The sequence below is a fragment of the Aeromonas sp. SER genome (assembly GCF_038739615.1).
In the GTDB taxonomy this organism is placed as follows: Bacteria; Pseudomonadota; Gammaproteobacteria; order Enterobacterales; family Aeromonadaceae; genus Aeromonas; species Aeromonas jandaei.
On the sequence record NZ_JBCGFC010000003.1, the window covers coordinates 421,571 to 445,869 of the forward strand.

Below are 24,299 nucleotides of genomic sequence, written 5' to 3' on the forward strand. Positions count from 1 at the left end.
TGGCACTTTCCTTGCTGCATCTCTGGCAATCCAGCTCAGCTTTTAATCAGCTGCGTCAAGGAGATAGCCCTTCCCCCTCAGCAAGGGAAGCGCGCGGGAGGACGTCACAAGCGTGACAAACCGCTGTATACTGCCCCCAATACTCACCCAGACCCGACAGACTATGGATTCTCCGTTCAAAACCATCGCCCTGATTGGCAAGCCTCACCACGAGGGAGCCAACCAGACGCTGACCGGCCTGCATCAATACCTCACCTCACGCGGTTTCCGGGTACTGGTGGAGAGCCGGGTTGCCCAGACCCTGAGCATCCTCGATGAAAACGTCATGGATCTGGTTCAGCTCGGCCAACAGGCCGATCTGGCCATCGTGGTCGGCGGTGACGGCAACATGCTGGGGGCGGCGCGGGTACTGTCGCGTTTCGATGTGGCGGTGATCGGGGTCAACCGGGGCAACCTCGGCTTTCTGACCGATCTCTCGCCACAAGATTACCTGCTGCCGCTAGAGCAGGTACTCTCCGGTCACTACAAGAGCGAACACCGCTTCCTGCTGGAAGCCTCGGTCTATCGCCACGGCGAGCGCAAGTCGAGCAATCTGGCGGTCAATGAGGCGGTACTGCACCCGGGCAAGATCGCCCACATGATCGAGTTCGAGGTCTATATCGATGGCAGCTTTATGTATAGCCAGCGCTCGGACGGCATCATTGTCGCCACTCCGACCGGCTCGACCGCCTACTCCCTGTCGGCAGGTGGCGCCATTCTCACCCCCAAGCTCAACGCCATCACGCTGGTGCCCATGTTCCCGCATACCCTCAGCAGTCGCCCCATCGTGCTCGATGCCGACAGCGAAGTACGGCTGCTGGTCTCGCCGGATAATCAGGACGATGCCATGCAGGTGAGTTGTGACGGTCAGGTGACCCTGGCGGTCCACCCGGGGGACGAGATCCTTATCAAGAAGAGCCACCACCAGCTTCATCTGGTTCACCCGCTCGACTACAGCTACTTCCACGTACTGCGCAACAAGCTCGGCTGGGGCAGCAAGCTGTTTTAAGCTGCCGGATCAGGCTGCGCAGCAGTGCTCTGACTGAGTGCCACCTCGCTGCGAAGCCAGTCGCTGAAGGCGCGAAAACGCGGCCGCTCGCGGTTCTCCCGCGGCGAGATCAACTCGTAGTTGCGCCCGGCCGCCACCGCCGGGCCACCAACTGCCACCAGCGAGCCCTGTTCCAGCAAGCTGCGAACCAGCACCTCCCGCCCCATCGCGACCCCCATCCCCCCTTGTGCAGCCTGCAGAGCCATCTGATAGTGATTGAAACCATAGTGGCGCTGTTCATGGGGTAGTGTCATGCCAGCGCCATCACACCAGAGCCGCCACTCCGAGAAGAGTTGCTGCACATCGGTCGATTCAGAGGCATGGATAAAACAGGCCTCCGCCAACCGGGCCGGCTCTCTCAGCAACCCCAGTCGCTCGGCATAGGCGGGGGAGCAGACAGGCACCAGGCGCTCCTCCATCAACAGCTCACGGTGCAGATCACTGCAGCGGGTGGCACCGTAGTAGATGGCCAGATCTACCCGCTCCTCGTTGAAATCCACCGCCCCGGCACGAACCCGCATCATCACATTCAACCCGGGCCAGCGCTGCTGGAAGCGCGGTAATCTGGGCATCAGCCAGTTGAGCCCCAGCGTCGGCGCAACCCCCACATGGAGTGTGCCGCGCAGATCCTGAGCACGGATATCTTCAATCTCCTCATTGATCTGACGCAAGGAGTGGCTCAGGGTCGCCAGCAGTCGTGCCCCCTCTTCCGTCAATGCGAGCTTACGGGTCAGGCGAATAAAGAGGCGAAACCCCAATAACCCCTCCAGATGGCGAATACGGTGACTGATGGCCCCCTGGGTGAGGTTCATCTCCTCAGCAGCGCGGGTGAAGCTGAGGTGACGGGCCGTGCTCTCGAAGGTGTGCAGCAGGGCAAGGGTGTTCTGTTGAACCAGCATGGATAACCTCGTGATGACGCGCGTTTCGGTGCAGGCCATCAGTATGCCATTTCCCCTCATGCATGAAACAGGCTAATCCATGCTGCCCCATATTTCGTTTGTCGGCCCGCCCTAGCCCCTCTTTAATAGGGTCCAACCCTATCCCTGCTAATGAGGTGGACAATGAAAAACGGACTCAAGATTGTGGTCATCGGTGCCGGCTCCAGCTATACGCCAGAGCTGATCGAGGGATTAATCCAGCGCCAGCACGAGTTGCCGCTGCGCGAACTCTGGCTGGTCGATATCGACGATGGCCACGAAAAGATGGAAATCATCGCAGCCCTCACCCGCCGCATGCTGGCCAAAGCCGGACTGGGGGTACGGGTGGAAACAAGGCTGGATCGGGAAGAAGCGCTGCGCGGGGCCGACTACGTCTGCTCCCAGTTTCGTGCCGGGTGCCTGGAGGCCCGTATTAGCGATGAGCGGATATCATTGAAATATGGCCTGATTGGACAAGAGACCAACGGACTTGGCGGCTTTGCCAACGCGTGCCGAACCATCCCCATCGCCTTGCAGATCGCCGCCGACATGGAGCGCCTCTGCCCCGATGCCTGGTTGCTCAACTTCACCAATCCGTCAGGCATGGTGACCGAAGCCGTCTTGCGCCACAGCAAGATCAAGGCGGTGGGCTTGTGCAATGTGCCGGTGATCATGCAAAAAGGGGTCGCTACCCTGCTGGAGAGCCACGATGAGCAGGAGTTCATCATGCAGGTGGCCGGACTCAACCACTTTATCTTCGTGCGCCAGATCCAGCATCAAGGCAAGGATAAACTCGGCGAAGTGATTGCCCGACTCGCACAAGGACACGATCCACTGGTTCCACGCAATATTCCCCCCTTTGTCTGGCCCAAGGATTTGCTGACCCATCTGGGCATGATCCCTTGTGCCTATCTGCGTTACTACTACATGAGCGACGATATCCTCAAGCAGGAACTCGGTGAGGCCAGTGGCGAAGGAACCCGGGGCGAAGTGGTCAAGGCCATCGAACAGCAGCTGTTCGATCTCTATCGCAACCCGGATCTCGCAGAGAAACCGAAAGCACTGGAGGGGCGAGGTGGCCAATATTATTCCGAAGCGGCTTGCGAACTGATGAGTGCTATCCACAACGACAAGCGCATCATCATGCACGTCAACACCCGCAACAATGGTGCCATCAACGGCCTGCCGGACGAATGTGCAGTGGAAGTTAGCTCCCTCATCACCAAGTCGGGCCCGCTGCCGCTCAACGTGGCGCCTTTCCCGCAAGATACCCTGCGCCTGCTGCAATTAATGAAGGAGTTCGAACAGCTCACCATCGAGGCAGCCATCACCGGCAACCGCCATACAGCCTGGCGCGCTCTGGTGCTCAACCCCCTCATCACCAGCGGCAGCAAGCTGGAACAGGCTCTGGACGAGGTGACCGCAGCCCATCCGGATCTGATGTCAGCTTTTCACTGACGCTCACCTTGTTGTGCTCCCGCAGGCCACCAATCTGGTGGCCTGCATTCGTTAAAAATGACGGAGCCCTCTTTACTGTATATAAGACCAGTATATACTGGATGCATACACAGTAATGTTGACCTATACAGGATGAGACCATGCTGACCCAGCTGACCGTCAACAACTTCGCCATAGTCAAGTTTCTCGAACTCGATCTGCAACCGGGGATGACCTGCATCACAGGGGAAACCGGTGCCGGTAAATCCATCGCCATCGACGCCCTCGGCCTCTGTCTGGGTGAGCGTGCCGAAGCCAGCATGGTGCGCCCCGATAGCGACAAAAGCGAGGTCAGCGCCCGCTTCCTGCTCGACAACAACCCGGCCGCCCGCGCCTGGCTCGCCACCAACGAGCTGGAGAACGAGGGGGAGTGCATCGTGCGGCGAGTCATCTCTGCCGAGGGGCGTTCGCGCAGCTATATCAATGGCGTGCCCGTCCCCCTCACCCAGCTCAAGAATCTGGGCCAGCTGCTGGTCAACGTACACGGCCAGCATGCCCACCAGATGCTGCTCAAACCCGACTACCAGCTCGCCCTGCTCGACGGCTACGCCGGCCACCATCTGCTGCTCGACGAAGTACGCCAGCACTATCAGCAGTGGCGCCAGCTGCAAAACGAGCTCAACCGGCTCAAGGCCGAGCAGCAGCAGCGAGAAGCCCGTCGCCAGCTTATCGAGTATCAGGTGCAGGAGCTGGACGAATTTGCCCTGCAGCCGGGCGAGTTTGAAGAGATCGAGGAGGAGCACCAGCGGCTGGCCAACGGCACCGAATTGATGCAGGAGTGCGGCTTCTGCCTCGATCTGCTCTATGACAACGAAGAGACCACCATTGCCGGTCTGCTGCAGACCGCCGTTGATCGGGCCGAGGGGCTGGTCAGCATGGACAGTCGCCTCACCCCGGTGCTGGAGATGCTGAACGAAGCCCTGATTGGGGTGCAGGAGAGCCACAGCGAACTGCGCAGCTATCTGGATCGGCTGGAGCTGGATCCCGAACGTTTCAACGAGCTGGAAACCCGGCTCTCCAAGGCAATCAATCTGGCCCGCAAGCATCATGTCAAACCGTCAGAGCTGGCCCAGTACCATCAGGAGCTGGCCTCCGATCTCGCCCGCCTAAACTCAGACGAGGAGCGGTTAGAGGGGATGGAAGATGAGCTGGCCGAGGCCCGTCAGGCGTTTGTTCAGGCCGCCGAGGCCCTGAGCCAGAGCCGCCAGCGTTACGCCCAGGAGTTGGGTGCCAAGGTGACCAGCAGCATGCACGAACTGGCGATGCCCGATGGTCGCTTTGCCATCGAGGTGCGCCCCGATGCCCAGAGCAGCCTCTCTCCGCTGGGTATAGATCGGGTCGAATTTATGGTCACCACCAACCCGGGTCAGCCCATCCAGCCGCTTGGCAAGGTGGCTTCGGGCGGTGAATTGTCGCGTATCAGCCTTGCCATCGTGGTGATCAGCGCTCGCAAGGTCTCCACTCCGACCCTGATTTTCGATGAAGTGGATGTGGGGATCAGCGGCCCGACCGCGGCCGTGGTGGGTCGCCTGCTACGTCAGCTTGGCGAGTCGACTCAGGTGATGGTGGTCACTCACTTGCCGCAGGTGGCGGGCAATGGCCACCAGCACATGGTGGTGAGCAAGCACACCGACGGCAAGACCACCGAAACCCGGATGGATGCGCTCGATCAGATCGCCCGGCTCAACGAACTGGCTCGCCTGCTGGGAGGGGATCAAATCACCGACATTACCCTAGCCAATGCCCGCGAGCTGCTGCACCATTAATTCCCTGGCCAGCCTGATGGCAACATAACCACCGGCTGGCTCTGGCTCTGGCTCTGGCTCTGGCTCTGGCTCTGGCTCTGGCTCTGGCTCTGGCTCTGGCTCTGGCTCTGGCTCTGGCTCTGGCTCTGGCTCTGGCTCTGGCTCTGGCTCTGGCTCTGGCAATAGCATGCATAGTCAGCAGTGGAAAGACACCCCATGCCATTTGCCGAGACGGTAAGATCACCGACCCAGATCAATAAAATGGTGGATTTGGCCAAGCAGGCAGCAACATCTGCCGGGATCGGGTTGCCTTGACGAGGGGGATTTCGCATAGTGTTGCCCCCTTTATGGGTATCCAATTGTGAGGCTTTGTCTATGATCCACGTTTTTGGCCACAAGAATCCCGACAGTGACAGTATCTGCAGCGCTCTGGTGATCGCTGACTGGCTCAATGCACAAGGCCGTCAGGCCACCCCATGGCGCCTCGGCGATCTGCGTACCGAAACCCGCTTCATTCTGGAGCAGGCTGGTGTCGCCGAGCCCGAGCTGCTGACTCAGGATCTGACCGATAAAGATGTCTGGCTGGTCGACTTCAGTGATCTGGAGCAGGGCCCCGCTACCCTCTCCCAGGCCAATGTACTGGGACTGGTGGATCACCACCGCCTCGGCTCCCTGATCACCCAGTCTCCGCTGGATGCCTGGATCCGTGCCGTTGGCTGCACCTGCACCATCGCTTTTGATCTGCTAAGCCAACAAGGTACCGTGACCCGTAGCCAGGCTCGTCTGATGCTGGGTGCCATCATGAGCGACACCCTCTGTCTCACCTCGCCAACCACCACCGAGCAGGACAAGATCGCCTGCGAGCGTCTTGCGCCGCTGGCCGAGGTGTCGCTGGCCGAGTTTGGTCAACAGCTGCTGATGGCAAAAACCGACCTGAGCGGCCTCACTCCTGCGCAGTTGCTGCAGCAGGATGAGAAAGCATTCCAGGCCGAAGGTCTGAACTTCATCATGAGCCAGATTGAAGTGGGCAGCGAACAACAGCTTGCCGACCAGATCGACACTCTGCAGCAAGAGATGGCACACCGTGTTGAAGGCGAAGGGCTCGACTTCTTCGTCCTGATGGTGACCGACCTGACCGCCGCCGCCAGCCGAATCTACTTTACCCGCCACACCAAAGTACCGGCAGAGTCCAGCTACCACCCGGGCTTTGTCAGCCGCAAGAAGCAGGGTCTGCCCTGGGTGATGGAGTTGCTGGCCAAGGCTTAAGCACGCCTATCACCAAGCCTCAGCAAAAGCCCCGCCTCTGTGCGGGGCTTTTTTATTTCACCACAGCTCGAGTCGCAACTTGCCACCCAATTGACAGGTAACACCATAACTTTGCTTACATATTTTCGGCTGTTATTTGCCATGGCTTTGCTGCACGATTGTCGCCCTATAACCCTTTCGTGTTCTGATTTCATTCAGGTGTTCAATGAAAATAAGCTCCAAGCTGAGAACCCGGGCGATCTTCACTCTGCTCGGGCTGGCACTGATCGGCTGGCTGGTATGGCCAAGCGACCCTCCAAAAGCGATCCTCAAAGCGCCGGTTACCCGGGAGGATATTGCCCAGACCGTGCTGGCCAGCGGCGTACTGCAAGCCGTTGAACAGGTTGATGTCGGCGCTCAGGTTTCCGGCCAGGTCACCAAGCTTGCCGTCGAAGCAGGCGATCGGGTCAAGAAGGGGGATTTGCTGGCGGAGATTGATCCGCTCATCGCCCAGAACAACCTGAAAACCGCCGAGGCCGAGCTTGCCAGCAACCGCGCCCAGCTCAAGATCAAGCAGGCTCAGCTCAAGCAGTATCAGCTGGCATGGCAGCGCCAGTCACAGATGTTCAGGCAGGAGGCGAGTTCGCGCGCCGATCTGGAGAGCGCCGAAGCGCAGCTGGCCGTCACCCGGGCTGATCTGCAAAGCAGCCAGGCCAACATCGACAACGCCATCATCAAGGTGGAGCGGGCCAAAACCGAGCTCGGCTACACCAAGATCCTGGCGCCGATGGATGGCACCGTGATTACCATTGTCACCCGCCAGGGCCAGACACTGGCAGCTAGCCAGACGGTACCGACCGTGCTCAAGCTGGCCGACCTCGATACCATGACGGTCAAGGCACAGATCTCCGAAGCGGATGTCACCAAGGTGAAGGCGGGCATGCCGGTATATTTCACCCTGATTGGCGATCCGGACACCCGCTATCAGGGGAAATTGCGCGCCGTGGAGTTAGCGCCCACCAACATTAACGATCAGGCTGCAACCGGTACCACCACCAGCAATGCGGCCGTCTACTACTACGCCCTGTTCGATGTGCCAAATCCAGACCATACCCTGCGGGTGGCAATGACCACCCAGGTGACCATAGTGCTCGGCGAGCGCAAGCAGGTACTCACTGTACCGCAAACTGCCCTCGGCAAGTCGCTGGGAGAGAACGAGTATGAAGTCACCGTGATCAAGGACGATGAGACGACCGAAACCCGCCATATCAAGACCGGCATGAAAGATGAAATCCGGATCGAAGTCGTCAGCGGTCTGGACGAAAAAGAGCAGGTGCAGCTCAATCACGGCGCACCTGCCGCTCAGGATGATGTGGCGGTCATGCTATGAGTGAGCCCCTGATCCAGCTAAAAGGGATCGAGCGGCGCTACCAGAGCGGCGAGCAGGAGGTGACCGTCCTCCATCCCCTTGATCTGGTTATCGAAGCCGGAGAGATGATCGCCATCGTTGGCGCCTCCGGCTCCGGCAAATCGACCCTGATGAACCTGCTGGGCTGTCTCGATCGTCCGAGTGGTGGCCAGTATCTGTTCCGGGGAGAGGATACCGCGACGCTCGACGCTCTGGCGCTCGCCCGCCTGCGCTGCCACCACTTCGGCTTTATCTTCCAGCGCTATCACCTGCTGCCCCATCTCGATGCGGCCGCCAACGTCGAGATCCCGGCCATCTATGCCGGAACCAGCCGCCATGACCGACAAGCACGGGCACGTCAGCTGCTCGGTCGTCTCGGGCTCGCCGAGCGCAGTCACCATACACCGGGACAACTCTCCGGCGGCCAGCAGCAACGGGTCAGTATTGCCCGGGCGCTGGCCAATGGTGGCGAGGTGATCCTGGCGGACGAACCGACCGGCGCGCTGGACAGCCAGAGCGGCAAGGAGGTGATGGCGATCCTCAAAGAGCTCCATCAGCAGGGGCACACCATCATTCTGGTGACCCACGATATGGAGGTGGCCAGCCACGCCGACCGGATCATCACCCTCAAGGATGGTCGGGTGCAGGAAGATAGCGGACGCAAGGTCACCGGCAATCAACCGGTGCTCAACGTACCACCAGCCGCTGGCGAAGGGGCCAGCTACGACTGGGATCGCTATCGGGAAGCGGGGCGTATGGCGGTTCACGCCATGCTGGCCCACCGGATGCGCACCTTCCTCACCATGCTCGGCATCATCATCGGTATCGCCGCCGTGGTGAGCGTGGTCGCGCTGGGACAAGGGGCGCGAACCAAGGTGATCGACCAGATCAATGCGATGGGCACCAACACCATCGAGATCTTTCCGGGCAAGGGGTGGGGTGATGAGAAGATGGCGAGCATCCAGACCCTCAACAAGGGGGATCTCGATGCTCTGCTCGGTCAACCCTATCTGGCCGGCGCCAGTCCCGAGATTGCCAGCCCGGGCCAGCTGCGTTACCGCAACAAGACCAGCAGTGGCAGCGTGACCGGGGTGAGCAACGACTACTTCAAGGTGAAAGGAATGACGCTGGTGAGCGGACGCCTGCTCGAATGGCAAGACATCCAGCAACGTGCCGCCGTCGCCGTGGTGGACAAGAAGAGCATTGGCAGTCTGCTTGGCAAGGATGATCCCGTTGGCAAGGTGGTGATGGTCGGCACACTGCCGGTGCGCATCATCGGGGTTGTCTCGCAGGAGACAGGTTTTGGCCCATCCAGCCAGTCGGTCAATGTCTGGCTGCCCTACAGTGCGGTGATGAGCCGCCTGATTTCGCAGCATCACTTCAGCCAGCTCACCATCCGGGTCAAGGATGGCATACAGCCGGCACTGGCGGAGCAGGCGGTGATCGAGCTGTTGACCAAACGCCACGGCGTGAAGGACTTCTTCACTTTCAGCAGCGACAGCATCATCAAGTCAGTGGAGAAAACGACCGCCACCATGACCCTGATGGTCTCGGCCATCGCGCTGATCTCGCTGATCGTCGGCGGAGTCGGGGTAATGAACATCATGCTGGTGTCAGTGGTGGAGCGAACCCGCGAGATCGGCATCCGCATGGCGGTCGGAGCCCGTCAGTCCGACATATTGCAGCAATTCCTGATTGAAGCGGTGATGGTGAGCCTGCTCGGCGGGATCTGCGGGGTTGGCCTATCCCTCGGGATCGGCATGCTCTTCTCCCTGCTGGTCGACAGCATCAAGATGCAGTTCTCGCTCTTCTCTATCCTGATGGCCTTTGGCTGCTCGTCACTCATCGGGATCCTGTTTGGTTATCTGCCAGCGCGCAACGCGGCAAGGCTCGACCCCGTGGTCGCACTGGCGAGGGAATAACATGTATAAATTATCCTGGCTGGCTATCTGTATCGCCCTTGGTGGCTGCAGCCAGCAGAGCACCTATCACCGGCAAGATCTCGCCATCGCTCCCGTCTGGCAGCAAGCGAACAGCGAACAGCTTGCCACCCAGGCTGGCCCCTGGTGGCAAGCCTTTCACGACCCGCAGCTCAACCAGCTGGTCGAAGCGGTGTTGGCTGCCAACCCGGACATGCGCATTGCCGCCCTCAAGCTCAAGAGCGCCCGGCTGGGTGCTGATCAGGCCGATACCAATCTCACCCCCTCGGTCAATGGCAGCCTGGGCGCGAGTGGCAACAAGGATCTGAAGAGCGGTAAATCAACCAGCAGTATGGGGCCATCACTTGGCCTGAGCTATGAAGTGGATCTGTGGGGCAAGCTGACATCGGCGCGGGATCAGGCAAGCTGGGAAGCGGCCGCCAGCGAGCAGGATCTGGCCAGTACACGTCTGATGCTTATCGGCAATAGCCTTGAGCAATATTGGCAGCTTGGCTATCTCGCCTCGGCCATTGCCCTGAGCGAGCAACAGCTGGCCAACCTGGCCCGCACCGAGCAGCTGACACAGGCCAAATACAAGGCCGGAGCCATCACCCGACTCGATCTGGCACAGGCCCGCCAGCAGCAAGCGGGCAAACAGGCTGAGCTCGCCTCCCTCAAGGCGCAGCAGGAGCAGGCCCGTAATGCCTTGCGCCTGCTGCTTGGCCGCAGCCACGGACAGCTGGAGTATGCACCGACTTCGCTGACAACCCAGCCCATTCCTGAACTTGCAGTCGGCATTCCAGCCGATCTGCTGGCCCGTCGCCCCGATGTGAAAGCGGCGGAGCTGCGGCTGCGCAAAGCCCTGGCCAGAGGGGATGAGATCCGCACCGGTTTTTATCCGAGCCTCACCCTGACCGGCAGTGCCAGCACAGCATCGGATAGATTGGCACAGGTGCTGCAAAATCCGGTCGGCTCTCTGGGGGCAACCCTTGCCCTCCCCTTCCTTGAGTACAACCACACCCGTCTTGCCATTGCGAGTTCACAAGTGGATTACCAGATTGCCGAAACCGAGTTTCGCAAGCAGCTCTATACCGCGCTGGTCGAGGTGGAAGACAATCTGGCTGCACGAAGCTATGGCCAGCAGCGACTCAGCTACCTACAGGAACAACTCGGGTATGCCAAAGAGTCGGAGCGATTGGCCAAGGCGCGCTTTGAAGCTGGGGCTACCGGTGTTCAAGCTTGGCTCGACGAGCAGAACCGCCTGTGGGATGCCGAGCAAAGCCTACTGGCTCAGCAGAAGGAACAGCTCAACACTACAGCGAAAATCTATCGTGCCATCGGCGGCAGCGATAACCTGACCCAATAATCAACATGCCCCACCTCGTGAAAACGGGTGGGGCTTTGTAGATTTCTCCCATCTTCTTCTCTCTTTTTACTTCCCCCTCCAACGCTCCCCCTTGTCTAGAAATATGCAGGATGAGAGATAACGCTTGGTGCAGTTTTGTTTCTGTTGTCATATCCCTTCCCATCATTTTTCATGCAAAGACATTCTCGGTACACACCCCTTGTCGGGATCGAGCCACGCACTACCTGCATTTACCGCAGTTCATAAAATGCTAGAGATAAGGTGTTTACGGAGAACCAGTTCACAAAAAGGGAAGAAAAATAGTGGTGAGCGAATTGAATAATCCAGTGAGAATATGCAGCAGAAAAAAATAATGCCGCACAGAGGCGGCATTATCGAATATCCAAACTGACAAAATCAGATCAGGAAATCGTTCAGGTCTTTGCCCAACGCTACCTGAGCAGCAATGGCTTTCGGCATACGGCCTTGACCGGTCCAGGTTTTTTCCTGACCATCTTCTTCGTACTTGTATTTAGCCGGACGCGGAGCACGCTTGCTCTTGGCAGCACCAGTCGCAGCAGCCGGAGCAGCGGCACTAGCCAGCAGCTCACGAGGATCAATACCAGCCTGCTGCAGCATTTCGGTGAATTCGCTCAACTTGCGCTGACGCTCTTCCTGTTCGGCACGCTCCTGCTCAACAGAATCAGCGCGCTCTTGATAAACCAGATCAAACTTCTCTTTAGCTTCCAGCAATTGCTCAAACGGCAGCTCACGAATAGCCGCACGCAGACTACGAATGTTCAGCAGAACCTTCAGAAACTCGTTCATTATTTCCTCACAAAAATCGGTCACAGAGATAACGGTTTTAGAATAGCATGGACAATTCACGACAACATACAGTTTTTATTTACTTCAAGCTTTTTATTCGCAGTTAAGTCAGCGGTGGTTGTCTGTGTTCGCAAAAGAGAACACAGATAATAGATGAAACATGCTTATGCTAGGCTGCCGTTCTGAAAAAACAAGGCCAAATAAACGACAAAGATAGACTCATAATTACCACATGGCGCCAAGGAACCCACTCTGCATAGACATAGGTCTATGTTTGATAGTTATGAGAAATATCTCAGTAAAAGCACAGCGCAACACAATCCACTATATCAAATCAGGAGAGTAGGTCTGCAAACTCAGTGGTTAATGATATACCCCTTCCCCAATTAAGCCCTCGAAGAAATTGCCATCAAAAATCATCTTATCCATATAAATCATCATGTTATGATGACCCTGATAGCTGGTTCTTGATTTCTACAGCGGCAAAGGTAGTAACCAATAGGAAAGGCAGCACTTTAAGAACTGGCTTTCCCGTGAGATTACTGTCCCTTGGCTTCCTTTGCTGCACTATTGGCTCGCTGATCAACGCTATTGATCACTGAGGTGGCTACAGAGCCTGTCAATAAAGGCTCGGTTGGGTATAGCACCAACGCCTCACGACGCAGTGCATTGGCCTCCTCAATCCGCCCCAGTGCATTAAGAGCTATGACCATATTGGCGTATATATTGGCTCTTGGCGTATGGCGAACAAACTCTTTGCCCCAATCAAGATAAGCTTCAAGTTCACCTTTGTTATGGGTCTGCAAACCAACCATAAGACGAACCGAGTTCACATCGAACTCGACTCTGGTCAACCATGCCATTGGATTAACTATATCCAGCAACAAGGTCGGTTCCTTATAGCCACCTCGCTCATATTTGGTAACTACCCAGGCGGTATGGATCGCAGTCAGCATAAAAGGAACCACGACCAAAGGGATCGCAATTGCCATAAAACGTAATAACAACCTGGGGCGATACTCAAATTCCCACCATGTGGTACGCCCATCATAGGCAAGGTTGGCCTCTTCAATCTCAGCATCAATGACGTAAATAAGCGTCAGAAGCAGCCACCACAATGCGATAGCATGATAGAGAGGATATTCAGTCTGGGTATGCAACAAGATGGGTGTAACCAGCGCCAACAACGCCATTCCATGACTCAATCTAGTCTTACTCAGCCGCCACAATAGTGCCCCCCCCATGATCACCATTCCGACCATAGGGGCAATGCCGCCTTCAACAGCCCAGTAGAGAAATTCATTATGTGGATGATCCAGGTTGTATTCGATCTGAACCATACTAGGATTCAGCGCTTTATCCGCCATGTAGTGATGCAGGAATACAGACTCAAAACTGCCATACCCCCACCCTGTCCAGGGTGCCTGCAAAATCAGCTTTATCGCATATGGCCAATAAATGGAACGCATGCCGCCTGACTGGTAGATCTCCAACCCACGCTTGGCTCCTGCCATCCAGTATTGTGATAGCAGGCCAATCACTACCGCCGACATAACCAGAGCCAATACACGCCAGAGCAATTGGTGACGATGGAGTTGCGGTAGCAATAAAAACAGGGCTAATAGGCCACCCAATTGCCCCACCCGGGATTGCAAAACAACTAGCAACAGTGTTGCAGATAGAATGACACCATAGCGCAGAGTCATCAGCAAGCGACTCCCCTCACTACGTAATTCCAGCCAGATAGCAAGAGCTACCCCTGTTGCCATAAAGGTTGCCATCACATTGGGCTGCTGGAATATTCCATATGGGCGATTGGCCTTGGTGTCATAGCCAATCCAGTTACCTGGCGTCAACAGATAGAACTGTACCAGACCGAGCACTGCCTCCATCGCGATCGCAATCAGAATGAGATAGAGCAAGCGATCACGCTGCACCTTATCAAAGCGCCATTGATAGAGTCCACACAAAAAAAGCAGACCAGCAAACAGCCCCAACAATCTGGGAATTGCATAATCCTTGAGAGCAAATCCCGGATAAAGCATAGGGAAGAGCAGTAAAAATGCTCCTATCCATAAACCTGCTTGCAAGGGAGAAACAACCAGACGCTGGCGTAACGTCACCTGCCACAGTCCAAGCCCAATAACTAACGAAGCAAAAATCCATCCCCATGCATTAAAGGGCAAATAAAGCCCAGCGCCACCAGGGTTGTGCATAAAAAAGTGCATGCCTAATACCCAATAGAGCACGCTTAAAGCCATCATGATTCTCGTTAACGTCACAGCCCTGCTCCTAAGGCCAGCCCCACGTTGTTAAAAGGGCGCTGAAGACAGCGATAAAAAGAAGGGGGGGGCGAATAGCCCCCTTTGAAGATGTAGTAACAATTATGCCTGCTCTGGACGACGAAAGGCATGGCGTACCAAAACAATCGCAACACCCAATATCCCCCCCAGCAGGGTTGCAAGCACAACAATCAGTAGACGCTTTGGTTTGTCACGAGCAGAGGGCTCTTCAGGTGAGTTGATCATGTTAAATGAGTTAAACTTGACATCCTGAAGATTCAATGATTTTAAACTACTCAGCTGCAAACGAATTTTACCTAATTCAGGATTAAGTAACACGGGGTCTTTTATCTCTTCCAGAATATTTAATTTTTCCGCTAAACCCTTCGAACCTAATTGAATATTAAAAACCTCCTGATTATCCATGCGCTCAAGAGGAGTATCCACCCCTGCAGCTTTACTTATCCGCAAGCTATACCTGACACGCTGAATTTCATCCTGCTTTTTCTGCAAAGAATCAGCCTTCATCGTATTATATTGAGCAGTCAACGTTTTTACTTTGTTTTTCCATATAGAGAATAATTCTTCATTTTTAATTTTAAGTTGCTGCAACTGGACAAAGTCGATGTACTTCACCAATCGCTGCTGAGCAAGTTCAGGCGTTTCAGCAGAGAAATTTAAAGTCATATCTTGGCTTGTTTTATCCAGAGCCTTAGCTGATATGGATTCTGCCAGCTTACTCATTAACGCACGTGCACTGCGCTTATCCGAGCTTCCCTCTCTCTCCATCTCTGCGGCGTAGATACCCTCTTGCATCAAAAAAGCCCGCTTATTGTTCATGCTGTTAAAGGCCGAGATAAAGCTCTGATAAATGGCGGGTTGCTCAAGTGAGGAAAATGCAGCTGTCGATGGAGGAGCTCCGTTGTTACCGTTGTTACCGTTGTTGTCGTTGTTGTCGTTGTTGTCGTTGTTGCTGTTGGACATTATTGCTTGTATTTTATCCGCAGCCAATTGTAGGGCCGCAACTTGAGAAACTGACGGCTCCGAAATAAGTGCCTGACTGGTCCATATCTGACGTGCAGTCATAGAGTAACCAATACCCACAACGACAAACACGCTAGTCACCAACAATATCAAGAATTTTTGACGCCACAGCACCAGCACCAACTCTCGCAAATCTATCTCATCTGATGTCGATACTTGTACCCACGGCTCAGGAATAACTGGCGTTTTTTTGCTCATTTCTCTCTCTTCTCTATTAATATTAAAATTTTTACAACATGAATACCATTAAGAGGCACCAACAAAACAAGGGGCTTGGCGATCTTTATCCGACAGCAATAAGGGCCACTGTTCAGATAGTGGCCATTTTATCGCCAGATTAGGGCTATCCCATCGAATAGCAGCTTCCTCACCGGGATGATAATAATCGCTGCATCTGTAAAAAACATCAGCGCTGTCACTTAGCACATAAAAACCGTGCGCAAAACCGGGGGGAATCCAGATAAGCTCACCAAGTTCTGCATTTAACAAACACCCCAACCATTGCCCGTACGTTGGCGACGCTGGCCGAACATCAACCGCCACATCAAAAATGGTTCCGCTGATGACCTGCACTAGCTTGCCCTGTGGTCTGTTGCATTGATAATGCAAGCCACGCAACGTGCCCCCGATCGAACGACTCAGATTGTCTTGCACCAGCGGATAATGGCCGCAGTGTTGCTCAAACTCATCTTGACGAAAACACTCGCGAAATTGGCCACGATGATCAGAAAAAGTTGTGGGCGTAAGGATCATAACCCCCGCCAGCGTTGTTGCACGATATTGCATTGATAAACCCATGCGAAAAAGAACCAGATAACCGCTTGCTTACTGTTTGACTTCCCAGACCGAACGTCTCCTTCAAAAAACTCGCCCGACGCACACATCCGGCCGCGTGGCAAGCAACCGAAGCAGGTATTGACCATATTCATTTTTTGCCAACGGGATAGCAAGTGTGCGCAGCTGATCAGCATCAATAAATCCCTTGCGAAAGGCGATCTCTTCTGGACACGCAATCTTTAATCCCTGACGCTTTTCGATGACCTGAATAAAGTTGCTCGCTTCAATCAGACTGTCATGGGTACCGGTATCGAGCCATGCATAACCTCGCCCCATTATGGCGAGTGTCAATTGCCCTATTGCAAGGTAGTGATTGCTGAGATCTGTTATTTCCAGCTCACCACGGTGGGACGGCTTCAGACTCTTGGCGATCTCTAGCACGCTGTTGTCATAGAAATAGAGGCCGGTGACCGCATAGTTGCTCTTGGGCTCCAGTGGCTTCTCTTCCAGAGAGATAGCGGTACCCTCTTTATCAAATTCCACCACCCCATAACGCTCAGGGTCGTGCACATGGTAAGCAAAGACGGTAGCGCCACTCTCTTTGGCTGCCGCCGCTTCAAGCTGTTTCTGCAGGTCGTGGCCGTAGAAGATGTTGTCGCCCAACACCAACGCACAGGGGTCTGACCCGATAAACTCTTCACCCAAAATAAAGGCCTGTGCCAACCCGTCCGGACTTGGCTGCACCTTGTATTGCAGGTTCAAGCCCCACTGGCTGCCATCACCCAGCAATTGCTCAAAACGGGGGGTATCTTGCGGCGTACTGATGATCAAAATGTCGCGAATACCGGCCAGCATCAGGGTGCTGAGTGGGTAGTAGATCATCGGCTTGTCATAGATGGGCAGCAGCTGCTTGCTCACCGCCATAGTGACCGGATAGAGACGGGTGCCTGAGCCACCGGCCAGAATGATGCCTTTACGTTTGGTCATGATGCTTGTTTCTTATTTTTAAATTGCAAAAGAAAAGGGTGGCTTGCGGCCACACCTTCCTGTTTTATCCCTGCCAGCCAGGGAGGCGTTCAACACATCCCTGACCAGTGATTTATTTGCCCAGGATCTCGGTCAACATCCGCTCTACACCGACGGTCCACTCCGGCAGCACCAGATCGAAGGTACGCTGGAATTTGCTGGTATCAAGGCGGGAGTTATGGGGGCGTTTGGCCGGGGTCGGGAAGGCACTGGTCGGCACAGCGTTGAGTTGCGTGACAGCCAGTTCAACGCCGGCTTCTCTGGCTTTGGCAAACACCAGCTGGGCGTAGTCAAACCAAGTGGTGGTACCGGAGGCAATCAGATGGTAGAGCCCGGCGACCTCGGGTTTGCTCTGCGCCACACGGATCGCATGGGCGGTGCAATCGGCCAGCAACTCGGCGCCAGTCGGGGCGCCGAACTGGTCATTGATGACTGACATCTCGTTACGCTCTTTGCCAAAGCGCAACATGGTCTTGGCAAAGTTGGCGCCACGGGCGGCATAGACCCAGCTGGTACGGAAGATCAGGTGACGGGAGCAAATAGCGGCGCCTTGTTCCCCTGCTAGCTTGGTTTCGCCGTAGACGTTGAGCGGGGCGGTTGCATCGGTTTCCACCCAGGGGCGCTCGCCGCTGCCATCAAACACATAATCGGTGGAGTAGTGCACCAACCAGGCACCCAATGCTTCCGCTTCTTTGGCTATCGCAGCCACGCTGGTGGCGTTGAGCAGCTCGGCAAACTCACGTTCGCTCTCTGCTTTGTCCACTGCGGTATGGGCCGCTGCGTTGACAATCACATCCGGCTTGACCAGTCGTACCGTTTCGGCCACCCCTGCCGGGTTGCTGAAATCGCCGCAATAGTCGGTGGAGTCAAAATCAACGGCAGTGATGCGCCCCAGCGGCGCCAGTGCGCGCTGCAGCTCCCAGCCTACCTGACCATTTTTGCCAAACAGCAGAATATGCATCAGGCACGCTCCCCGTAATTCTGCTCAATCCAGGATTGGTAGGCACCGCTCTTGACGTTGTTGACCCACTGCTGGTTATCCAGATACCACTGCACAGTTTTGCGAATGCCAGACTCGAAAGTTTCTTGCGGTTGCCAAGCAAGCTCACTGCTCATCTTGGTCGCATCGATGGCATAGCGGCGATCGTGACCGGGGCGATCCGCCACATAGGTGATTTGATCGCGGTAAGAGCCCGCCTTCGGCACCATCTCATCCAGCAGATCGCAGATGGTGTGTACCACCTCCAGATTCTGCTTCTCGTTGTGGCCGCCGATGTTGTAGGTCTCCCCCACCAAGCCAGTAGTCACCACCTTGTAGAGCGCGCGCGCATGATCTTCTACATAGAGCCAGTCACGGATCTGGTCGCCCTTGCCATAGACCGGCAGCGGCTTGCCATCCAGCGCATTGAGGATCACCAGCGGGATCAGCTTCTCGGGGAAGTGATACGGGCCGTAGTTGTTGGAGCAGTTGGTGACAATGGTCGGCAGACCGTAAGTACGGCGCCAGGCGCGTACCAGATGGTCGCTGGAAGCCTTGGAGGCAGAATAGGGGCTGCTGGGGGCGTAAGGGGTAGTTTCGGTAAAGAGCGGCAATGGCTCACCGGCAGCCACTTCATCCTGATGGGGCAGGTCGCCATACACCTCGTCGGTGGAGATATGGTGGAAACGGAAGGCTGCCTTGCGCACCTCGTCCAGACCGTTCCAGTAGGCACGTGCCGCTTCCAGCAACATATAGGTGCCAACGATATTGGTCTCGATAAAGTCAGCCGGCCCTGTAATGGAGCGGTCAACATGGCTCTCGGCGGCCAGATGCATCACCGCATCCGGTTGGTGCCGGGCAAACACCCGATCCAGCTCGGCACGGTTGCAGATATCCACCAGCTCAAACGCATAACGCTCGCTTGTCGATACATCGGCCAAGGATTCCAGATTGCCGGCATAGGTGAGTTTATCGAGATTGATAACGGCATCCTGGGTATCACGGATGATATGGCGCACCACGGCAGAGCCGATAAAGCCTGCGCCACCGGTAACGAGAATTTTCAACATATTTAAGCGAGTATTTCTGCGATATAAGGTCGACTCATAAGACACGCCTGAAGACAGAGCATTGTCCCTGATGAGGACAGGGGATTGCTTCGGCACAAACAAACTATTGATGCTCAACATGTCGTCTCTCTGTCCATCAATCTGCTCTGTCATTCACACAAACACTGTGCATTACATAAACCACGCTGTTTAATGCATAGGCTGATGACCCTCTGAATTAAGAAAATCAATGTCCTCGACCACACTAAGGCTCGGTTCATGCTGCAAAGTATTTTTTGCCTGCCACACCAGATCGCAGATCCCGTCGGTAGGATTAAAACCCGTCGGCATACTTAACAGCAGGCTACGGATCTGCTCATGATCAAAGCGGAAACACGCGCTATCGAGCTCGGCCAAAAAAGCTCGCAGTTGTGGCCATGGCAACATCGACTCAGATGCTTTCATGATCCGAGGATGGGCAGTGCCCTCAACCTGCTCACCAATTAGCAGCTCTTCAAACAGCTTCTCACCGGGGCGCAAGCCGGTGATCTTCACCTCAATATCACCAGTGGGGTATCTGTCGCTCTTGAGCTTCAGGCCACTCAAACGGATCATCCGGTGCGCCAAATCAATGATCTTGACCGGCTCCCCCATGTCCAACACAAACACATCCCCCCCCTGCCCCATGGCACCAGCCTGGATCACTAGCTGTGATGCTTCAGGAATGGTCATGAAATAACGAATGATGTCGGGGTGGGTCAAAGTCAAAGGGCCACCATCGCGGATCTGCTTACGAAACAACGGCACAACAGAACCAGACGAGCCCAGAACATTACCAAAACGCACCATGCAAAAACGGGTTTGCTGCTGCGCAGCAGCCAACGATTGCAACACCAGTTCGGCCAATCGCTTGGTGGTACCCATGGTATTAGTGGGACGCACCGCCTTATCAGTCGAAATCAGCACAAAGGTTTCAACCTTGGCCCTGATAGCTGCCTGTGCACAATAAAGTGTGCCAAACACATTATTGCGCACCCCCTCCACCACGTTGTATTCAACCAAGGGGACATGCTTGTAAGCCGCTGCATGGTAAACCGTCTGAATCTGGAAGGTACTCATAACAGCTTGCACGCGATGTTGCCGCTGCACCGACCCCAGCAATGGCACTATCTCAACCAGCAACCCTTCTTGCTGACTTATTTCTTGCAGTTCCTTATCAATCGCATACAACCCATATTCAGACAGCTCAAACAACACCAGTTTCGCGGGCTTGCAACGAATGATCTGGCGACACAATTCAGAGCCTATAGAACCGCCCGCCCCCGTTACCATCACTCTCTTGCCAGATATATTGGCATTGATCAACTGAGGGATCGGGGCAACTGCATCACGCCCCAACAAATCCTCAATACTGACCTCTTTAAGCTCATCGATATGAGCATTCCCCTCAACCAGGTCTGCCATACCAGGAATAGAGAGAACCTCACATGGGCACTGTTCCAGCCGATTGATAACCGCTTGCCGGACACTACGCGAAGCACTAGGCATGGCCAACAAGATCTTTTTAATATCAAAGCGCTCGATCAAAGTCTCGATAGCGTCAGTACTGTAAACGTTCACCCCTTGGATCACTGTTTTAACCAACGCATGATCATCGTCAACAAACGCCACCGGCAGATACTCCTGCCCTTGATTCAAGGCCAGTTGCAACTGCCGGCCCGCAGAACCTGCACCGTAAATCAGCACCGCCACCCGTTGCTGACCACTACGTTGTACCAACGCCCGGAAAAACAACCGCACACCACCGATCAGCAACACCGAAAAAGCAAAATAGATAACCGATACCGTACGAGGAAGTGGCACTTCCATAAAAAATGCCAGCATGACCAACGACATGGTGGAAAGTAGAACGCCAAGTGACACAGTCCACAACACTTTGAAACCGACATAGCGTAATACTGCTCGGTACAGTCCTAACCGTATAAAGACAACAATCGTTATCGGCAGCAGCAATGCCAGCATTTGCCAGTGCAGCACACTCAGCACTGGAATATTGGCATCCAGCCGCACCCAATAGCCGCCCCAGAATGCCAAGGTTAGCAATAGCAGATCAGCACAAACGCTAATACCCCGTTTGTAAACACGGGGAATAGCCAAGAAAGAGGTGAACATAATGGCAGCATCTCATTAATAACGGTGAGAAAGATAAGGTGAAGCAACTCGGCGCAATACTATTTCGATCCAACCGCATCACCAGCACCGCTGCCGGTTGCCGTCATGATGATATAACGAAAATAGCTAGTTAAGGTGAGGGTATCGATCATCTGCCGATCTGTTTTGGCAAGCAAAGTCGGGGTCGACATATCGATATTTTGTACCTGTGCTAGGCCGGTAATCCCGGGTAACACTTCATAAACCCCCAAGGCATCACGCTCTTTGATCAACTCCTCCTGATTAAATAGATTAGGACGAGGCCCAACAAGGCTCATTTCCCCCTTAAGCACATTAATCAGTTGTGGAAGTTCATCAATTTTGGTTTTACGTAAAAAGACACCTAACCTTGTGATCGAACTTGTACTCGCCAAGTGGCTCGCTACCGACTGAGTATCGACCGACATTGTGCGAAATTTAATCAGATTGAATGGCTTTTTATATCGCCCGACCCGCTCTTGTATAAAAATCGGCGAGCCGGTATCAAATAGACCGATCAGGGTAACAACCAACAAAATAGGCCACAGCAATAACAAGCCCCAAAATGCTGCACAAAAATCAAACAATCGAATCAACATTCTTTCTTATCCTCAATAAAACAGCGTTTAATTCCTTCCTCCACCGATATTGGTGGCTGCCAACCCAATGTAATTTTAGTATGGCTTATATCGACCTGCAGATTACCACACAGCCGCTCAATCATCGCTTGTTTACCTGTTAGCTTTCCTACCAATCGTAACCAACTCATTGGCACCGGTAACAAACACGACGATTTACCTGCAGCCTGCGTCATCATTTCAAGAAGCTGTGTGGTAGAAATATCTTCATCATCACTGACCAAAAAGGTCTGATTGATAGCATGAGAGTGGAAAACACAGGTAATGATAAGATCGACTAGGTTATCAAGTGCGACAAAGCTACGCAGATTATTAATTGCCCCAAGCGGTAACCAACGACCATGCCTAACTGCATTAGTTAACTTACCAAAATTACCCGGTGCATTAGCACCATAAACCAATGGCGGACGAATAATGACCACCTCAAGAGCGGACTCACAAGAGATTCTTCGTAAGCCTAACTCAGCTGCATGTTTAGAGCGGGTATATTCATCCCAAGGAGCGGTAACATCATCATACTTGAATGGCCCTTGTTGATTATGGCCACCATTAACACCGATTGAGCTAATAAACACAAAACGCTTAACACCAGCCTCTATCGCTTGACGCGCCAGTTTCAAGGTCCCTTCAGAATTTACATGGTTAAACTCTGCCTGGCGGTTGATCGCATTTTTATTGATATGTGCCTGGGCAGCACAATGAATGACTACATCAACATCAATCAAAGCCGGAGCATAATCCGCCGCAGCGCTAATCTCACCCATCACATGGCTCGCCGCGTGAGCCCTTACATCGACATCAGCAACACGATCAGCATTCATCCCAACCGGTGCACGGCGACCATAAGTACGGATGACTATATCCGGTTGCTGTGCTAACTTCTTTAACACTGCATTACCTAAAAATCCAGTGGCACCGGTTAGTAGTAATATCATGAAATGAGCCTTTATAAAAAATCAAATAATAATACAGTTTACCATGCAACCCGATCACATCGTTCACACAGCCGAGATATTAGTTCATTCACATGATAAAAAAGCCCCCCCTAAAAGACCACACGTTCAATTAAATAAGATTTACGTGTCAAAAACACCTAAAAATCAAATATCATTAATTATATCTAAATATTTTTCTGCTAGGTCATCATATCGTCGATTAGAAATAATCCAATCTCTTCCTCGCAAGCCCATGGCGCATAAAGTATCTTTTGGCAACTTAGATAAACGATGAATTTCTTCTTTCAAAGCAAGAACATCTTCAGCAGGGACAAAAATCCCGCAATCAGCTTCATTAATCATACTAGGGAAGCCAGTATATGATGCTAAAATAGGTTTAGCTGACAGCATATAATCTACGACTTTATTCAAAGATTGACCATAAGACCACAAAGGTGATTTATTAACAGAAAAATATACAACATCAACAAGCTTCAAAACAGATTGGACTTGTTTTTTCTCCACTCTAGGCGCGAAAGTAAGATTTTTTAAGTCAGAGTTTTCTTTTTGAAACCTTTCTTTTAAATAGCCTTCACCAACTATCAAAAAGTGAATATCTTTCATATCCTGCATTATGCGAGCACAAGAAAAAAAAGTTTCAAGCGCATTATCAGCACCTATAGAACCAGCATGACAAACCACAAATTTATTTTCCGGAATGAACTGTTTTATATATTGTTCCGACAGTGGCATAGGCTCAGATAATAATCTATCATCAAAGCCCTGAGGAATACAAACAGCCTCAATTTTCTGACCAGTTACATTGTAAATATGCTCAGATAAATTTGGCATAGTTCCAACAACCTTATCTGCTTTTCTATAAGCCAACTTTTCCAGCCACGCAAGAAAAAGAACAAATGGATTTTTTGAGCTAAAGTTACCCGATACAACCAATACCATCGGCCATATATCACGAACCTCAAATATAAGCTTGCATTTATATTTTTTTCTAAGCAACAAACCGTTTAGAATAGTCAATAGTGACAGACTTGAAACAACAACAACATCTGGTCTAGGGAGATTTTTCTTAGACATTTTAAATAATTGCCATTCAAAATCAAACCAACTTACTATTCTATTAATAGAGCGTGCGCTTTTATACTTCCATGTTTTCAGCCAATAAACATCTACACCATCAACTAGTTCATTGAGCACTTTGCCACGAATTACAGGAGCATCAATTAAGTGATTTGAATCAGAGATTATCAGCGTACAACTGTTTCCCATTTTCACTAGCGACGTGAGAATTAAAAAACCCCGAGCTGTAACTCTAGCAGCATAAGTAGGTGCAATATATTTAGATATATACCAAATATTTTTATTCATAA

At 53.4% G+C, this 24,299-nt stretch carries 20 protein-coding genes; 7 read left to right on the forward strand and 13 right to left on the reverse strand.

Features of this window, described 5'->3' with window-relative positions:
* Positions 1-163: 163 nt before the first annotated feature.
* Positions 164-1,048 (forward strand): NAD(+) kinase, encoded by an 885-nt coding sequence (gene nadK, locus AAHA41_RS06955; RefSeq protein WP_041208339.1) that lies wholly within the window; start codon positions 164-166, stop codon positions 1,046-1,048.
* On the opposite strand, the gene AAHA41_RS06960 is transcribed toward nadK, so the two are convergent.
* A complete protein-coding gene (locus AAHA41_RS06960) occupies positions 1,045-1,986 on the reverse strand; it encodes a LysR substrate-binding domain-containing protein (RefSeq protein ID WP_041208338.1) in 942 nt (313 codons plus the stop codon). The two genes, nadK and AAHA41_RS06960, sit on opposite strands and share 4 nt — an antisense overlap.
* Before the next feature lie 162 nt (positions 1,987-2,148).
* Between AAHA41_RS06960 and AAHA41_RS06965 the strand changes: the two genes are divergently transcribed.
* A complete protein-coding gene (locus AAHA41_RS06965; protein ID WP_323071133.1) occupies positions 2,149-3,462 on the forward strand; it encodes a 6-phospho-beta-glucosidase in 1,314 nt (437 codons plus the stop codon).
* A gap of 140 nt (positions 3,463-3,602) precedes the next feature.
* The gene (gene recN, locus AAHA41_RS06970; RefSeq protein WP_323071132.1) at positions 3,603-5,267 is read left to right on the forward strand and encodes a DNA repair protein RecN; all 1,665 of its coding nucleotides are present in this window, start codon (positions 3,603-3,605) and stop codon (positions 5,265-5,267) included.
* Here the strand turns inward: recN and AAHA41_RS06975 are convergent.
* Entirely contained in the window at positions 5,264-5,578 is a 315-nt protein-coding gene (locus AAHA41_RS06975; protein ID WP_342697313.1) for a hypothetical protein, read from the reverse strand. The genes recN and AAHA41_RS06975 overlap by 4 nt on opposite strands.
* 43 nt (positions 5,579-5,621) lie before the next feature.
* Between AAHA41_RS06975 and AAHA41_RS06980 the strand changes: the two genes are divergently transcribed.
* The 4 genes from AAHA41_RS06980 to AAHA41_RS06995 all read left to right on the forward strand — a co-directional run bounded on the left by AAHA41_RS06980 (position 5,622) and on the right by AAHA41_RS06995 (position 11,184).
* Positions 5,622-6,512: a manganese-dependent inorganic pyrophosphatase gene (locus AAHA41_RS06980; protein WP_323071129.1), complete on the forward strand. Its 891-nt coding sequence runs from the start codon at positions 5,622-5,624 to the stop codon at positions 6,510-6,512.
* 205 nt (positions 6,513-6,717) lie between these two features.
* Positions 6,718-7,881 carry an efflux RND transporter periplasmic adaptor subunit gene (locus AAHA41_RS06985; protein WP_201930114.1) on the forward strand — a complete coding sequence of 388 codons (1,164 nt, stop codon included), beginning with the start codon at positions 6,718-6,720 and terminating at the stop codon, positions 7,879-7,881.
* Complete coding sequence (locus tag AAHA41_RS06990) at positions 7,878-9,821, forward strand: MacB family efflux pump subunit (RefSeq protein WP_323071128.1); 1,944 nt, start codon at positions 7,878-7,880, stop codon at positions 9,819-9,821. Before AAHA41_RS06985 ends, AAHA41_RS06990 begins: the two co-directional genes overlap by 4 nt.
* A gap of 1 nt (position 9,822) precedes the next feature.
* Positions 9,823-11,184 (forward strand): efflux transporter outer membrane subunit, encoded by a 1,362-nt coding sequence (locus AAHA41_RS06995; RefSeq protein WP_323071127.1) that lies wholly within the window; start codon positions 9,823-9,825, stop codon positions 11,182-11,184.
* A 396-nt stretch (positions 11,185-11,580) separates the two neighbouring features.
* Here the strand turns inward: AAHA41_RS06995 and AAHA41_RS07000 are convergent, their stop codons facing one another.
* The 11 genes from AAHA41_RS07000 to AAHA41_RS07050 form a co-directional block, all read right to left on the reverse strand.
* On the reverse strand, positions 11,581-11,991 hold the full coding sequence (locus tag AAHA41_RS07000) for an H-NS family nucleoid-associated regulatory protein (RefSeq protein ID WP_104015297.1): 411 nt from the start codon (positions 11,989-11,991) through the stop codon (positions 11,581-11,583).
* 539 nt (positions 11,992-12,530) lie between these two features.
* A complete protein-coding gene (locus tag AAHA41_RS07005; RefSeq protein ID WP_323071126.1) occupies positions 12,531-14,255 on the reverse strand; it encodes a Wzy polymerase domain-containing protein in 1,725 nt (574 codons plus the stop codon).
* Positions 14,256-14,375: 120 nt separating this feature from the next.
* Complete coding sequence (locus AAHA41_RS07010) at positions 14,376-15,515, reverse strand: Wzz/FepE/Etk N-terminal domain-containing protein (protein ID WP_323071125.1); 1,140 nt, start codon at positions 15,513-15,515, stop codon at positions 14,376-14,378.
* Positions 15,516-15,563: 48 nt separating this feature from the next.
* On the reverse strand, positions 15,564-16,103 hold the full coding sequence (gene rfbC / locus AAHA41_RS07015; protein ID WP_323071124.1) for a dTDP-4-dehydrorhamnose 3,5-epimerase: 540 nt from the start codon (positions 16,101-16,103) through the stop codon (positions 15,564-15,566).
* 72 nt (positions 16,104-16,175) lie between these two features.
* Complete coding sequence (rfbA, locus tag AAHA41_RS07020; protein ID WP_323071123.1) at positions 16,176-17,081, reverse strand: glucose-1-phosphate thymidylyltransferase RfbA; 906 nt, start codon at positions 17,079-17,081, stop codon at positions 16,176-16,178.
* A 112-nt stretch (positions 17,082-17,193) separates the two neighbouring features.
* Entirely contained in the window at positions 17,194-18,081 is an 888-nt protein-coding gene (gene rfbD, locus AAHA41_RS07025; protein ID WP_323071121.1) for a dTDP-4-dehydrorhamnose reductase, read from the reverse strand.
* Complete coding sequence (gene rfbB / locus AAHA41_RS07030) at positions 18,081-19,166, reverse strand: dTDP-glucose 4,6-dehydratase (RefSeq protein WP_323071135.1); 1,086 nt, start codon at positions 19,164-19,166, stop codon at positions 18,081-18,083. Before rfbB ends, rfbD begins: the two co-directional genes overlap by 1 nt.
* A gap of 192 nt (positions 19,167-19,358) precedes the next feature.
* Positions 19,359-21,320 carry a nucleoside-diphosphate sugar epimerase/dehydratase gene (locus AAHA41_RS07035; RefSeq protein ID WP_323071120.1) on the reverse strand — a complete coding sequence of 654 codons (1,962 nt, stop codon included), beginning with the start codon at positions 21,318-21,320 and terminating at the stop codon, positions 19,359-19,361.
* 59 nt (positions 21,321-21,379) lie between these two features.
* A complete protein-coding gene (locus AAHA41_RS07040; protein WP_101531175.1) occupies positions 21,380-21,937 on the reverse strand; it encodes a sugar transferase in 558 nt (185 codons plus the stop codon).
* A complete protein-coding gene (locus AAHA41_RS07045; RefSeq protein WP_101531176.1) occupies positions 21,931-22,911 on the reverse strand; it encodes an NAD-dependent epimerase/dehydratase family protein in 981 nt (326 codons plus the stop codon). Before AAHA41_RS07045 ends, AAHA41_RS07040 begins: the two co-directional genes overlap by 7 nt.
* Positions 22,912-23,076: 165 nt before the next feature.
* Positions 23,077-24,297 (reverse strand): glycosyltransferase family 4 protein, encoded by a 1,221-nt coding sequence (locus tag AAHA41_RS07050; protein WP_342697314.1) that lies wholly within the window; start codon positions 24,295-24,297, stop codon positions 23,077-23,079.
* Between the last annotated feature and the right edge of the window lie 2 nt (positions 24,298-24,299).

Bases quoted from the DNA above. Each gene is read 5' to 3' on its own strand.
- nadK (WP_041208339.1), top strand. From the start codon at position 164: ATGGATTCTCCGTTCAAAACCATCGCCCTGATTGGCAAGCCTCACCAC.
- AAHA41_RS06960 (WP_041208338.1), bottom strand. From the start codon at position 1,986: ATGCTGGTTCAACAGAACACCCTTGCCCTGCTGCACACCTTCGAGAGC.
- AAHA41_RS06965 (WP_323071133.1), top strand. From the start codon at position 2,149: ATGAAAAACGGACTCAAGATTGTGGTCATCGGTGCCGGCTCCAGCTAT.
- recN (WP_323071132.1), top strand. From the start codon at position 3,603: ATGCTGACCCAGCTGACCGTCAACAACTTCGCCATAGTCAAGTTTCTC.
- AAHA41_RS06975 (WP_342697313.1), bottom strand. From the start codon at position 5,578: ATGCGAAATCCCCCTCGTCAAGGCAACCCGATCCCGGCAGATGTTGCT.
- AAHA41_RS06980 (WP_323071129.1), top strand. From the start codon at position 5,622: ATGATCCACGTTTTTGGCCACAAGAATCCCGACAGTGACAGTATCTGC.
- AAHA41_RS06985 (WP_201930114.1), top strand. From the start codon at position 6,718: ATGAAAATAAGCTCCAAGCTGAGAACCCGGGCGATCTTCACTCTGCTC.
- AAHA41_RS06990 (WP_323071128.1), top strand. From the start codon at position 7,878: ATGAGTGAGCCCCTGATCCAGCTAAAAGGGATCGAGCGGCGCTACCAG.
- AAHA41_RS06995 (WP_323071127.1), top strand. From the start codon at position 9,823: ATGTATAAATTATCCTGGCTGGCTATCTGTATCGCCCTTGGTGGCTGC.
- AAHA41_RS07000 (WP_104015297.1), bottom strand. From the start codon at position 11,991: ATGAACGAGTTTCTGAAGGTTCTGCTGAACATTCGTAGTCTGCGTGCG.
- AAHA41_RS07005 (WP_323071126.1), bottom strand. From the start codon at position 14,255: ATGATGGCTTTAAGCGTGCTCTATTGGGTATTAGGCATGCACTTTTTT.
- AAHA41_RS07010 (WP_323071125.1), bottom strand. From the start codon at position 15,515: ATGAGCAAAAAAACGCCAGTTATTCCTGAGCCGTGGGTACAAGTATCG.
- rfbC (WP_323071124.1), bottom strand. From the start codon at position 16,103: ATGCAATATCGTGCAACAACGCTGGCGGGGGTTATGATCCTTACGCCC.
- rfbA (WP_323071123.1), bottom strand. From the start codon at position 17,081: ATGACCAAACGTAAAGGCATCATTCTGGCCGGTGGCTCAGGCACCCGT.
- rfbD (WP_323071121.1), bottom strand. From the start codon at position 18,081: ATGCATATTCTGCTGTTTGGCAAAAATGGTCAGGTAGGCTGGGAGCTG.
- AAHA41_RS07035 (WP_323071120.1), bottom strand. From the start codon at position 21,320: ATGTTCACCTCTTTCTTGGCTATTCCCCGTGTTTACAAACGGGGTATT.
- AAHA41_RS07040 (WP_101531175.1), bottom strand. From the start codon at position 21,937: ATGTTGATTCGATTGTTTGATTTTTGTGCAGCATTTTGGGGCTTGTTA.
- AAHA41_RS07045 (WP_101531176.1), bottom strand. From the start codon at position 22,911: ATGATATTACTACTAACCGGTGCCACTGGATTTTTAGGTAATGCAGTG.
- AAHA41_RS07050 (WP_342697314.1), bottom strand. From the start codon at position 24,297: ATGAATAAAAATATTTGGTATATATCTAAATATATTGCACCTACTTAT.